This is a genomic window from Moorena sp. SIO3I6 (assembly GCF_010672095.1).
Genome location: NZ_JAAHHU010000162.1, coordinates 1 through 12,197, shown reverse-complemented (window position 1 = coordinate 12,197; position 12,197 = coordinate 1). Strand labels below are relative to the sequence as shown.

The following is a 12,197-nucleotide window of genomic DNA, read 5'->3' as shown; positions in this document are numbered from 1 at the left end:
ATCTTGCCCGTTTCATGGTGGAATGGGCATCTTGCCCGTTTCATGGTGGAATGGGCATCTTGCCCGTTTCATGGTGGAATGGGCATCTTGCCCGTTTCATGGTGGAATGGGCATCTTGCCCGTTTCATGGTGGAATGGGCATCTTGCCCGTTTCAACTGCCTAAATTCTAGTAAAAACTCTAATCAAACGGGTGGTTATCCCCATAGTCGGTTTCTGGAAGAATCTGGCACTATAAATAGTAGCTATAGAGTATTGAGCCATTGTTTGGTACATCAGAGCCGGAGAGTTCCCCAGTCCGGTCTATAGGAAAAACCCCTTTTGTGGTTGCTTCTAATTGGAAGAAATCTTAACAAGTGTGGCCCTTGGGGATAACGAGTTTGGCTGGTCTCGGCTTATGAGCATTTAAAACCAGTCGTTTAAACCATTAGTTGGAGGTGTGGCTTTCCTACCCACGCAACTTGGTATGGGATGAGGTATTCAGCCGCAAATTTTGATGAACAATCCAATTCAATCTTTTTACAACTGGTATCGCAACACTATCCGCCATTCCAAGTACCGCTGGTGGATCATCTTGGGAACCCTAGTTTACTTTCTTAGCCCCATTGATATTTCCCCAGACTTTATTCCCATCATTGGGCAAATTGATGATATCGCAGTTATAACCCTGCTCGTTTCAGAGCTGTCTCAGTGGCTAATTGACTTTGCCAAAGCCCGCCAAAGCGAAAAGATTGCCAATGACTCTCAAGACCCTGAAGTCAAGACTGTGGATGTAGACTCTATTGGTGTCTAGTTAAGCGTCTTGAGAGGATTTAGGCAGAAGTGATTATGTGAATCTACTTCTGCATTTTTTTGGCATTGCTGAATCTTCGCGCTGAATAGGAGTAGAGTGGGCATTCTGCCCGCCTGGAAGTTGAAACAGGCAAGATGCCTGTTCCACCCCTGATGCCCCGAAGTTGAAACAGGCAAGATGCCTGTTCCACCCCTGATGCCCGGAAGTCGAAACAGGCAAGATGCCTGTTCCACGACTGATTTCCATTCCACGGACTTTTAGGGCGAACGACGGGACTCGAACCCGCGAGTGGTGGAACCACAATCCACTGCCTTAACCACTTGGCTACGCTCGCCATAATCTTACCGTTGTTTATTATAGCATCTTATTTGTTGGTTTATCAACAATCTATAAAATTTTGATGGTAATTACTCAGTCAGTCAGGAATGAATAGAGTCCTGAGGTTTGCTGACCATGGCGGCAATTGTCTTGCCCTGAGGGATTTCCATCAAACATGCAAGACGTTACCACCATTTTGCAGTTAACCTGGAACTCGAAGGCTTGATAGGCATCGTAATATATAATATATCGTTAAAAAATTCAGATGAAGATTTCACAGGTTGTCACCGCTTTTGGAACTATAGTACTTGCGGTGGTGGGAGGCTCAATGGTGGTGACCAATCCTGGACAAGCTACCTATGAAGATTATGCGGTTGAGCAACTGAGCAAGTATCTAAAAGAAGAAGTTTGTCCCCAAGCACCGGAAACCCTAGGCAGTTTCCTGCGCCGTCAGTGTACCATACTGGTGGATACAGGACGACCCCAAATTAAGCAAGTTGTTGCCCAGACCACAAAGCGAGAAAATTTTTTGCTCTTTAGTATTTACCGCACTGACCTGGATGTTAGTACGCTGATCCCTTCATACTCCTTTGAAACTGTAGGGATCTGTCAACAATTTTACCTTTACAAGGCTGATGAAAAATCATACTAAAGGTAGTTGTTAAATGGCGAGCACTGGTCTTTTTGTGGGGATGGTTACCTTAGACCTGGTATACCTCAGCACCAACCTACCAAGCAGCAATGAAAAAATAACTGCTTCTGACTATACAGTAGCGGCTGGGGGACCAGCAACGAATGCAGCAGTAACGTTTAGCTATCTAGGGAATCTAGCTAAAATTCTCGGTGTGGTGGGAATTAATCCGATTACTCAGCTAATTCGCAGCGATTTGACCAGTCATGGCGTAATCATCGCTGACCTTGATCCAGCTAACCCCCAACCACCACCAGTATCTTCGATCATTGTTACGGAATCCACAGGCGATCGCGCAGTTATTTCGATTAATGCTACTAAAATCCAAGCCAGCAGTACACAAATACCTCAGGATTTAGACTTGATGGTGGATGTGGTGCTCATTGATGGTCATCAGATGGTGGTTAGTAATGCGATCGCAAAATTTGCCAAAACTCATCATATCCCTGTAGTCATGGATGGCGGTAGCTGGAAGCCAGGATTTGAAACAATTTTGCCCTATGTTGATTACGCCATTTGCTCAGCCAATTTCTATCCACCAGGGTGCTCTCGCCAAGAAGAGGTGATGGCTTATGTCCTAGACGCTGGGATTGATCACATTGCCATTACCCAAGGAGAAAAACCAATTCAGTATCGTAGCTTAGGAGTGTCCGGTGAAGTACCCGTACCCCAGATTCAAGCAGTAGATACCTTGGGAGCTGGGGATGTGTTTCACGGTGCCTTCTGTCACTATATTCTACAGAACGAGTTTACTGATGCCCTAGCCGCCGCAGCAAAGGTAGCTTCCAATTCCTGTCAGTTTTTTGGGACTCGTCGCTGGATGGAATAAGATATCGAAAATTAGAGCAACAAATGTTTGTCTGCCCACACCAATGGAGAACTAGAAGGGCTTATAGTCCGATGTGTAATCACAAATAGGCACGAAACCTGATGCAAGACTACCAAGCTCCCTGGTACCTAAGAAATGGCTTATTTCAAAGTATTGCTACCACTTACTGGTACGGCACGACCTGGAGTTGGTGGGGGGAAAGAGTACCTTGGCTTTCCCATTTGCCCCTGATGCCCTGGCAGGAACACATATTTACTGGTGCGGATCAGGTACCGTTGCGCGGATTGTGGAGTTGTCCTGACAATGCCAAAGGTACCCTGATTGTTAACTATGCCCTTACAGGGGATGTCGATAATGGTTGGTATAGTCGTACCCTTGCTCGTAAAGCCTACAGCAATGGTTGGGCAGTGTTAATTTATGATTGGCGCAGTAACGGACGCAGTGCACAACTATCCCCAGTCCCATCTTCTGACGGTTGGCGAGAAGGGGAAGATCAGTTGCAGCTAGCCATGCAATTAGTAAAGATGGGTTGCCCAGAACCTGTCGGTTTGGTGGGCTTTTCCATGGGGGGACAGTTGGCATTGTGGGGACTTAAGGCAGCAGTTGAAAACAATTGTTCTCTGGTCAGGTTTGGAGCAGTTTTGGCTCCTAATCTGGAATCGAATCGCTCCATAGATTATTTGCTATCTACGCCAATCGGACGCTTGATCGAAAAGAAGTTCACTCATAAACTCAGGAAAATATCTCAACAACGGTTAGAAAACTTTCCTGAGGCTGTCAAACCTGGTGTAGTGGAGTGCATTAACTCAATGCGGAGCTTTGACCACTATATGGTGATTGATTACTACGGGTTTGCTAGCGTTAATGAATACTATCAGAAGACTAGTGGACTTTACCTGTTGGACAGGTTAGCTTTGCCCTATTTGATCATCTATGCTGCGGATGACCCGATTTTTGACCCTACTATTATTCCAGAATTGGAAGAGCGCACGAGTAGTAATCCCTATGCCAACTTGATTTTAACTGCCCAAGGGGGTCATGTGGCTCACATTAGTACAGGCAAAGGTGATGTGGATGAATTTTGGGCTTTGAATCGGCTTTTGGAATTTTGTGATGCTCAATTACTTCCTGCCAATTCTGAATCACGTTAAGCTAAACATGACCAGTAAACATGACCAGTTGGATTTTTGAGTAGCTATTATCACTTTTATATGGGCACAATTACCAAAGTCGTTGTTTATTCCCTGGGAATTTTCGTTCTCTGTACTACCCCAGCTTTTGCTCAACATACTCAACATAATAGTTCAACTGCCACTAGCCAGCAACAACAGATAGAAACGGTTAATCTACTATCCCTACCGGAGGTATTACCGGAATGGAAAAAAGCCCGGGTTATCTATTTAGGAGAAACTCACAGCAGCCAAAAAGATCATGAGGCGCAGTTAGCGATTATTAAAGCACTAACTCGTGAAAATTCCAAAATTGCGATCGCAATGGAAATGTTCCAGCGCCCAGCTCAGGATATCCTCGATCAATACCTAGCAGGAGAAATCACAGAAGCTGAGTTGGTTAAGCAAAGTGAGTATGAACAACGCTGGGGCTTTCCTTGGGAATATTATGCTCCCCTAGTACGCTTTGCTAAAACTAATCAACTGCCTGTGTTAGCCTTAAATACACCTACTGAGGTCACTCGTAAAGTAGCCCGTAGGGGTTTAGAGAGTTTAACCTCTGCTGAGCAGGAACATATTCCCCCATTATCAGAAATTCGCACAGATAACGCTGATTACCGCAACCTGATTCAGGGATTCTACCAACAACATCACCACGCCGGTCATAGCAATAGTCGCAACTTCGACAATTTTTTCACTGCCCAAGTGTTATGGGATGAAACCATGGCAGAGAAGATTGCTTTGTTTGCCCAAGCTAACCCAGATTATCAAGTAGTAGTGATTGCTGGGCAAGGTCATATTATCTATGGCTACGGTATACCCAGTCGGGTTGCTCGACGATTCAATAATCAGTTGGAACAAATTTCCGTTTTGTTGGGTGTTCAGTCAGAGAAACTGGCAGGAGAAAATGCGATCGCAGATTATTTATGGGAACATCTCTTTTGAATTAAGAATTAAGAATTAAGAATTAAGAATGTAGAATTAAGAATTAAGAATTAAGAATTAAGAATTAATTCTACATTCAACTTGCCTTAGCCCCCAAAAATTCTACCAACGGCTTAAACACACTCACTAATTCCGGACGTGCTGCAACTAGAGTCGGAAAGGACCGCTGACCGTAATCTTGGCCTACTTCCAAGGGGAAAATTGGCTGAGAATCTAGGGGTACCCAAACTGCCCCAGATGCGTGAATAATCACCCAAGCTCCAGCAAAATCCCAAATTTTCGGGGTTGCTTCCACTCCTCCTAAGGTGACACCGTTGGCAGTGGCCAGAAAGTTGTAACTGGCAACCCCTAGCATCCGAATTTTGCAGGGGAAGGGTTGCTTCATCACTGAGGTACTACGGGCGCACAGGTTGAAAAAGTGGTTTTGGCTAGGGGAATCCTGGCTGCTGTGGATGGGACGTCCATTGAGAAAAGCACCGTTTTCTACACCACTGAGCTCCGATTTCCCCAGCCAAAAACCATGAAAAGATTGCTGGACAGGAGCAAAATGAATATAACCAAACACTGGAGTTCCCTGATACAACAAGCCTAAGGAAACCCCCCACAGGGGAATTCCTCTAGTAAAGTTGGTGGTGCCATCAAGAGGGTCAATAATCCAGCACCATTCAGACTCAGGAAATTGGTGGGATGCTTCTTCACTCAGTACGCCATGGCTGGGGAAATGAGATGCGATCGCATCTCTAATTTCTTGATCTGCCCACCTGTCCGCCTGGGTCACTAACGTACCATCCGCTTTTTCGGACCCTTGTACCTGACCAAAGTCCTGAAGGTGCCGATTCCCGACACGGTTTGTGGTGTCCTTGGCAAAGTTGAGAATATCTGTCCAAAAATCATTCATATCATGTCCGGTGGTGCGCGGTACCGGACATGATATCATGGTGTCGTTCTCCGGTAAAAACCACCCATCTACCTTAGTTTGTTGAGTTAGTTTGTGGTTTGTTTAACTCTAGACAATCCCCACAGAGCAGGTCAAAGTTGCCGAATATATTAACTATGTACTATTGCTTAAAGGTTAGTTTCCGTTGAACCTTGGCCAATAGGCCACGCTACGGAACTTGGCAACCCTTCAACTTGCCAACCTTCCCTACTCCCTACTCCCTACTCCCTACTCCCTAAAATCCAGATTGATAAATACGATATGAACTTATTCGGTAGTAATCGGCAAGACTTAGCAATACACAAGTGGCAACATCAGTTAGATCAGTTTGTTAAAGCCAATCAAAAAGAATTAGCTGCACTAGCTTGGGGGCTATTTCTGGAAAAAGGAGAAAGTGATGAGACCCTCGGACTTGACATGAAACCAAAGCCACATTTTGTTTACTGTCCTAGGGAAGCAATAGAGACCCTAAATCGTCAGGTTAATCACCAAATTCAGGAAATTTTGGGAGTGGTGGATGCTCATAAACCTGAGCAAGAAGTTTTGATTATTGGTATTGGTAATGGACAGTTGAAACTGATTCAATTTGAACCTGAACTTTCACCACCGGAGTGCTTTGAGCAAGTTGGGAAAGATGTCGATCAATTATTAGAAGAATTAGAGAAGCATATCAGTGAAACAATAAAGTAGGTATATCAAGTAGGGAGCTCAATTCCGGTTAATCACTTCGTTTTTATTCCCCCTACTCCCTACTCCCTACTCCCTACTCCCTAAAATCCTGGACAAAAGTCCCTCAAACTTCTAGCCAAATTGATAGTGTTTTCTAACATTAGAAAGAATCTTCCAGGTGCAAGACATTCCAGCTGGGAAAGTTACAAAATCTCCTTTGGCAATTTGAACTGGTTCACCGCCATCTGGGGTGACAACTACTTCACCCTCTAGCAAGTAACAAGTTTCTGGATCATCATAAGTCCAGGGAAATTCCGAGACTTCCTTTGTCCAAATTGGCCAATTTGAGACACCTAAGTTATCAAGATGCTCTTCGCTAGGACGTTCAATCAGAATCTTATTGATATTGGTCGGTTTAGACATACTTTTGAGATTTTAACCGTTTTCAGTGGTAAGCTTTCATTTTCATCAAACCAATCAGCTAATACCCATAACCTGATAGCTGATAGCTGACGGCTGAGAGCTGACCGCTGAATGCTTACATCCTAATCATATAGGGCATCGAGCAAAAACTTGGTAATTTTACTTTCCTCCATCGTTGACAAAAGCTTAGTGTCCGCAATGTCTAACTTAGCGCCCGCAGCATGTAAATCATCATCTAAAGCCGTTAGAAAACCACGAGTAATGGGATCGTCCCCCACTTGGGCAAACATCACACCCAGTTCTTCCTGAGAATCCATCTTCTTAGTTGCTGCCACTAGCAATTTGACTAGAGCCATCCGTGGCTTTGGTTCACTATCGAGGATGACGATAATAATGTCACCGTTTGCTTTTGTCTGCTGGCGGGATTTACGGCTAAAGTGATCATCAACTGCAACTTTGAGCGGCTCAACCAGATTGATGCTGTCTGAACCATAGGGCTGCTCAAAGAGGTCAACTAATGCCTGACTAGTGGTGTTGTCATATTTTTGATAGGGAGTAGATGCAATGTAAATAGTGAGTCCGTCTGGATCGAGTTCCTCACATTTCTTTGCCAAGGCGATAATAGACTCCTGAGCTAGCAACCACTGCTTGTCTAGTCCAGGCAGGGTTCCAAAGGTTTTAGAGGCATTTCTTGCCAGAATTATGGTGTAGTCTCGGTTTTGCAATAGGTCTTGAGACACAGTTATCCTCTGATATCCATTTGAATCTTATCGTAAGTTTTCCCAGAAATCCTGATCAGAGCCAATCAGGACTTGGGAGAGTCTGGTTGAAAATGTTCTTTTTCTATAGCTAAGGAGTCGTAAAGAATTAAATTTAACTGTTAAGACTTGAGAGCTTCGGATCTCGGAATAAGGAACAGCAACGGTTTGAGTAACTTTCAGTTTCTTAACACAGTCAAAAAAAATTATAGCGTTTCTCTTAGTAATGAGATCTATAGCAATTCTAGGACTTGTGAGGTACAAATATTTAGGTTTTAGGGAGCAGGGAGTAGGGAGCAGGGAGCAGGGAGCAGGGAGCAGATAAAAGAGAAGAGGCAAGAGCCAATAGTCAAACAATTATGTGTACCTCATGAGTCCTAAAAACGTTATAGCAATTCTAAATCATTTGTAAAATCAGCAAAATCACAATTTTGGCGCTTTGTAGGCAGGGTTTACTGCAACCGTTACCCTTGCATCAATCCATAGGTCTGTTAGTTCCTATGAATCAGGGTAGGCTATTGAATTAAACCCCGCTCGGGTAAGCACTGACTAACATAATTGCGCTTGTGAGGGGGAAAATCAGGATTGTCCTCTGATTACAGCAATTCAACTGATGTTTCCTGATTTTCTGCCCTCCAATACCCAGCAGCTAGTTGAGTCTAGCTCAATTGTTCTTGCTCAAAGTATCCAGCGTCAAGCTATCTCAACTCCCCTGAGCCCACAGGCCATTGCCACAACTTACGTTAATCAGGGTAAGGGTGGCACGCCGATTCTGTTACTCCATGGCTTCGATAGTTCCCTGCTAGAACTCCGCCGCTTGCTACCACTGCTGGCTCAGGACAATGAAACCTGGGCAGTGGATTTGTTGGGTTTTGGGTTTACGGATCGCATGGCAGGGACTCCATTTAGTCCCAATGCGATCGCAACCCATCTCTATTATTTCTGGAAAACCCTGATTAGAACACCAGTCATTGTAGTCGGAGCCTCGATGGGAGGTGCAGCGGCGATTGATTTTACCCTCACTTACCCCCAGGTGGTTAAACAGTTAGTATTAATAGATAGCGCTGGCTGCACCAAGGCTCCCCCGATTGGGAAGTTCTTATTTCCTCCCTTAGGCTACCTAGCGACAGCATTTTTGGCTAATCCCAAGGTAAGGCAAAGTATCAGCAAAAACGCTTACTATGATAAAGGTTGGGCGTCTGAAGATGCCCGAATTTGTGCTGCATTGCACCTAGAAATGCCTGGTTGGAATCAAGCCTTGATTGCGTTTACCAAAAGTGGTGGTTATGGTGATTTTGGGGATAAGCTGGCTCAGATTAGCCAGCCAACTCTAATTTTATGGGGTGACCATGACCAAATTTTAGGCACTGCTGCTGCTAGCAAGTTTAAGGATGCGATCGCACAATCTCAATTAATCTGGATTAAAGACTGTGGTCATGTGCCTCACTTGGAACAAGCTCAAGTTACTGCTGAGCATATTTTAGAATTCGCCTAGAATTCCGGCGTTGGTTAATAATGGAATGATTTTAAGAGTTTTGTGGAATGGGCATCTTGCCCGTTCCTGATATTTGGGGGCAGGCAGGATGCCCACCCCACTCCTATTCATTCCCTAATTCAGCAACGCCAGAATTCGTAAGCATTCAGCTATCAGCCATAGGCCAAAGAGCTTTATTTTAAGCTGACAGCTGACAGCTGACGGCACCTCAAGTAGCATGCGCGTAGCGCATATGCTTACAAAAATATATAGCGTTTCTCGCAGTTATGAGGTACAGTATTCTTTGAGGTTGATTCCCTATCTTGATGCAGCGCATCCCTTTTCAAGGTTACCTCTTATCTGTTCCCTGTTCCCTGTTCCCTGTTCCCTAAAATCCAGCAATTGTGTACCTCATAGCTATGAGAATTGCTATAGCATTTTCAATTTAGATTTGAAAACGCGATCGCATGTCCAACATACCAGGGAATATTGGGATAAGCTGGTTCCAGGGGCATGATTTTATATCCTAGAGAGTCAATAAACATCTCAATGGTTTGATTCTTCAGTTTAAAGGAGTCTTGATTCCCATCATCTACTTCATAAATCAGGATGGGGTGATAGTCTTTAATAGTTTGAATCATCCCCCTTAAAACATTAATTTCTGCTCCTTCCACATCGATTTTCACGACTGTTGGGGGTTTCAAAGTTTTTTGGGACACCAAATCATCAATAGATACAAGGTCAACTGTCATTTCACCCCTGAGATCTGGAGGTGTACCCGCTGTAGCTAAAGTAGCTCCCCCTGAATGATGGGCCAGCAACAATTCTCCGGTTCCGGTTGATTCAGAAACTGCTTGTGGGAAAACAGTAACATTGGAGAAACTATTAAGCTCCACATTCCGTAGAATAATGTCAGCATTGTTTGGAACTGGCTCAAACGCATAAACCTGTCCAGATGGCCCAACTAGCTTCGCAGCAATAATAGTAAAAAAGCCAATATTGGCACCGATATCATAGAAGATATGATCGTGGTTTAAGCAGCTTGCTAAGGCTTTCTGAAGCGGAAGTTCATAGGTACCACGTGCAAAATCAGGATTAGAACCATCCCCATGGAATTTTAGTCCTGCACCTACTCCATTGTTAAGGGTTACCTGTTGATTGCTTAAATTCATTAGTCTACACCTTTGCTACAAAATTTTGAAATACACTTCCTGTATCATTTCCCCATTCCCAGTTAGCAACAATCCCAACTCGGTTAATTCTAAGACGCACCGCATCTGGATAAACATCTGTAAGGGCACGATACAATACTGGTTCATCATTGATGAAGATCATGTAATTCATGCCATCAAAAATCATGCGGAGCCGATGGGAAACACCCCAGTAAATGCGTTTCCCCACATTTGTCCAGACAGCATCAAATAATTCTTCAAAGCCATTGAGATAGAAAAAGGAAGACATTGAAGCACCACCGTAACAGTCATCTAACCAGTTATTGATAGTGATATAATTGTCAGCATCCTGCCAAAAGATAAACCCTCCACGACCTTTTTCTCCCTGTCCTCGTCTAGTTCCAGGGGGAGTAATGTCTACCTGTAAATCCGCTATGTCTGGGTGATCCCAATCAATGGTGTAGGCAGTGCGACCTGGATTAGGATGTTTAGCATCAGCTTGGACTTTGGCTGTACTATTCCCAGTCAGCTCAATTACCCCTAGCCCAATATTCCGATGCCAGACTTTGCTACCACTAGTGGTGGTTTTTCCCATCAAGTCCCCAGCTGCACCAGCAAAATCTTCAGTGATAGCTATTTCGGTACCCTCTACTACCCAAGGGGAGCCAAGGTCGAGTTCAGAAGGAATAGGGATAGTGCGTGGGTGAGCCTCAAAGGAGCGAAAATACAGACTATGGTTAGAGTTAATCCCACCAATGCCAACACCGGTAGCGTTTTCCAGGCGGGTATCTGTAAACCACTTGTTAAAGACTAACTGGCCATTGAGATACAGGCTGAAGGTCTTACCATCATCCAATATCTGTAAAGAGTTGATCGCTGTTGGCTGTAAATACCATAGATCGCTAACAGCTAAACATTCCCAGCTATCATGGTCTTGAATCATAAGTTGACATTTGTCCCCGTCTGCTAGGAAACTCCAGAATTGGTTTTTATCCTGAACACGCCACACAATGCGGACTCCAGTTATCTGAGTAGAGGTTTCAATCAACAAATGGATTAGCCCAGAGGGTGTGGGACACTCCAACATAGCGACGCTATCTGGTTGAGTGGCTCTAGCACCATCAGCTGTTAACTCATAACTTCCTTGAGAGACACTCCACAAACCACCCTTGTCCGCTTCAGCACCATCTAGCAAACCATCACCAATCAGGTCATCTGCTGCCTGAGCTGTACCGTACCAGGTGGCGATGTCTGAAATTTGGGCTACATTAGCGCCATAGATTCGCGTATCGACTTCAAAACCATTCTGTCCCAGAATACTTTGGTATACACCAGCATATACTGTGGCATCATCATTGAAAGAATCAATAGCAATGGGACGCATGTTAGGGTAAGCGGCAAGACCATGAGCATTAGGAACAGAAGCAGCATAATAGGCAGCTCCCTTTTCCCGCAGAACAACGATGTAATAAACCTGGAGATTTTGTAAGCCCCTAAATGCTGAGAGCAGATATCCCCCCAACCGAGTCCACAACTCTCCATTTTCTGCCCCAGTGGCATGAACAATAAAGGCATTTCCCTCTGCAGTCGGGTCAACAGGAACTTCCCTGGGGAACCAACCCACTGCTAGATTCTCATCAATATTTGGCAATTTAAACGGTTTGAAATATCTGGAAATTCTGGAGGTACTACGAATCCACCATAGGAGCTTTCGCAACATCCTGCTTTTTCCCTGACTGGAAGTCCAACGCAAAAGTCGTTTAGCCGGTTTATCTGTCTCAGGACCAATCATCCACCGATGGAGTCGTTCTGTTAGGGGCTCAATCCTTTCGGTCTGGGATGTATTATGACCATTGCTCAGAAACACTCCAAAGGCGAGTCCATTGGTACGGGTGTACGGACCATAAGCAATGCCCTGTCTGCCCCACGCAGGTTTTAGCAGAGGCTGGAGACGTAATGCGCCATTGTCAATCCCAATCAGCTTTTCGACATCTATACCCTTACGAACTGCACCACTGGGA

14 protein-coding genes and 1 tRNA gene are annotated in these 12,197 nt (G+C 44.6%); 7 read left to right on the top strand and 8 right to left on the bottom strand.

Annotated features, from left to right (window positions below; genetic code table 11):
• Positions 1–494 precede the first annotated feature (494 nt).
• Positions 495–791: a YkvA family protein gene (locus F6K49_RS29030; protein ID WP_075897075.1), complete on the top strand. Its 297-nt coding sequence runs from the start codon at positions 495–497 to the stop codon at positions 789–791.
• A gap of 33 nt (positions 792–824) precedes the next feature.
• Here F6K49_RS29030 and F6K49_RS29025 read toward each other — a convergent pair whose 3' ends face one another.
• Both F6K49_RS29025 and F6K49_RS29020 read right to left on the bottom strand, forming a co-directional pair.
• Entirely contained in the window at positions 825–1,037 is a 213-nt protein-coding gene (locus tag F6K49_RS29025) for a hypothetical protein (protein ID WP_293102204.1), read from the bottom strand.
• 15 nt (positions 1,038–1,052) lie between these two features.
• A tRNA-His gene (locus tag F6K49_RS29020) sits at positions 1,053–1,125 on the bottom strand.
• 249 nt (positions 1,126–1,374) lie between these two features.
• On the opposite strand from F6K49_RS29020, the gene F6K49_RS29015 reads away from it, so the two are divergent.
• The 4 genes from F6K49_RS29015 to F6K49_RS29000 all read left to right on the top strand — a co-directional run bounded on the left by F6K49_RS29015 (position 1,375) and on the right by F6K49_RS29000 (position 4,743).
• A complete protein-coding gene (locus tag F6K49_RS29015; protein ID WP_293023185.1) occupies positions 1,375–1,761 on the top strand; it encodes a DUF4359 domain-containing protein in 387 nt (128 codons plus the stop codon).
• A 13-nt stretch (positions 1,762–1,774) separates the two neighbouring features.
• Positions 1,775–2,629: a sugar kinase gene (locus tag F6K49_RS29010; protein WP_293082851.1), complete on the top strand. Its 855-nt coding sequence runs from the start codon at positions 1,775–1,777 to the stop codon at positions 2,627–2,629.
• 101 nt (positions 2,630–2,730) lie between these two features.
• On the top strand, positions 2,731–3,780 hold the full coding sequence (locus tag F6K49_RS29005) for an alpha/beta fold hydrolase (protein WP_293102200.1): 1,050 nt from the start codon (positions 2,731–2,733) through the stop codon (positions 3,778–3,780).
• Between the two features lie 60 nt (positions 3,781–3,840).
• Positions 3,841–4,743: a ChaN family lipoprotein gene (locus F6K49_RS29000; RefSeq protein ID WP_293102197.1), complete on the top strand. Its 903-nt coding sequence runs from the start codon at positions 3,841–3,843 to the stop codon at positions 4,741–4,743.
• A gap of 76 nt (positions 4,744–4,819) precedes the next feature.
• Here the strand turns inward: F6K49_RS29000 and F6K49_RS28995 are convergent, their stop codons facing one another.
• Positions 4,820–5,680, bottom strand: coding sequence for an inositol monophosphatase family protein (locus tag F6K49_RS28995; RefSeq protein WP_366514242.1), 861 nt, complete (start codon positions 5,678–5,680; stop codon positions 4,820–4,822).
• Positions 5,681–5,941: 261 nt separating this feature from the next.
• Between F6K49_RS28995 and F6K49_RS28990 the strand changes: the two genes are divergently transcribed.
• Entirely contained in the window at positions 5,942–6,370 is a 429-nt protein-coding gene (locus F6K49_RS28990; protein ID WP_293023690.1) for a hypothetical protein, read from the top strand.
• Between the two features lie 111 nt (positions 6,371–6,481).
• On the opposite strand, the gene F6K49_RS28985 is transcribed toward F6K49_RS28990, so the two are convergent.
• The 3 genes from F6K49_RS28985 to F6K49_RS28975 form a co-directional block, all read right to left on the bottom strand.
• Positions 6,482–6,772, bottom strand: a complete 291-nt coding sequence (locus F6K49_RS28985; RefSeq protein ID WP_293073405.1) for a cupin domain-containing protein — start codon at positions 6,770–6,772, stop codon at positions 6,482–6,484.
• A gap of 122 nt (positions 6,773–6,894) precedes the next feature.
• Positions 6,895–7,512: a hypothetical protein gene (locus F6K49_RS28980; RefSeq protein WP_293023696.1), complete on the bottom strand. Its 618-nt coding sequence runs from the start codon at positions 7,510–7,512 to the stop codon at positions 6,895–6,897.
• A gap of 27 nt (positions 7,513–7,539) precedes the next feature.
• Positions 7,540–7,869 (bottom strand): hypothetical protein, encoded by a 330-nt coding sequence (locus F6K49_RS28975; RefSeq protein WP_293023699.1) that lies wholly within the window; start codon positions 7,867–7,869, stop codon positions 7,540–7,542.
• Positions 7,870–8,143: 274 nt separating this feature from the next.
• On the opposite strand from F6K49_RS28975, the gene F6K49_RS28970 reads away from it, so the two are divergent.
• Positions 8,144–9,025 carry an alpha/beta hydrolase gene (locus tag F6K49_RS28970; protein ID WP_293082843.1) on the top strand — a complete coding sequence of 294 codons (882 nt, stop codon included), beginning with the start codon at positions 8,144–8,146 and terminating at the stop codon, positions 9,023–9,025.
• A gap of 419 nt (positions 9,026–9,444) precedes the next feature.
• On the opposite strand, the gene F6K49_RS28965 is transcribed toward F6K49_RS28970, so the two are convergent.
• On the bottom strand, positions 9,445–10,176 hold the full coding sequence (locus F6K49_RS28965) for an FkbM family methyltransferase (RefSeq protein ID WP_293102192.1): 732 nt from the start codon (positions 10,174–10,176) through the stop codon (positions 9,445–9,447).
• A 4-nt stretch (positions 10,177–10,180) separates the two neighbouring features.
• The coding region (locus tag F6K49_RS28960; protein WP_293102189.1) for a nucleotide-binding protein at positions 10,181–12,197 on the bottom strand (2,017 nt) is incomplete at its 5' end.

Coding starts and splice junctions, on each gene's coding strand:
- F6K49_RS29030 (WP_075897075.1), top strand. CDS start 495: ATGAACAATCCAATTCAATCTTTTTACAACTGGTATCGCAACACTATC.
- F6K49_RS29025 (WP_293102204.1), bottom strand. CDS start 1,037: ATGGAAATCAGTCGTGGAACAGGCATCTTGCCTGTTTCGACTTCCGGG.
- F6K49_RS29015 (WP_293023185.1), top strand. CDS start 1,375: ATGAAGATTTCACAGGTTGTCACCGCTTTTGGAACTATAGTACTTGCG.
- F6K49_RS29010 (WP_293082851.1), top strand. CDS start 1,775: ATGGCGAGCACTGGTCTTTTTGTGGGGATGGTTACCTTAGACCTGGTA.
- F6K49_RS29005 (WP_293102200.1), top strand. CDS start 2,731: ATGCAAGACTACCAAGCTCCCTGGTACCTAAGAAATGGCTTATTTCAA.
- F6K49_RS29000 (WP_293102197.1), top strand. CDS start 3,841: ATGGGCACAATTACCAAAGTCGTTGTTTATTCCCTGGGAATTTTCGTT.
- F6K49_RS28995 (WP_366514242.1), bottom strand. CDS start 5,680: ATGATATCATGTCCGGTACCGCGCACCACCGGACATGATATGAATGAT.
- F6K49_RS28990 (WP_293023690.1), top strand. CDS start 5,942: ATGAACTTATTCGGTAGTAATCGGCAAGACTTAGCAATACACAAGTGG.
- F6K49_RS28985 (WP_293073405.1), bottom strand. CDS start 6,772: ATGTCTAAACCGACCAATATCAATAAGATTCTGATTGAACGTCCTAGC.
- F6K49_RS28970 (WP_293082843.1), top strand. CDS start 8,144: ATGTTTCCTGATTTTCTGCCCTCCAATACCCAGCAGCTAGTTGAGTCT.
- F6K49_RS28965 (WP_293102192.1), bottom strand. CDS start 10,176: ATGAATTTAAGCAATCAACAGGTAACCCTTAACAATGGAGTAGGTGCA.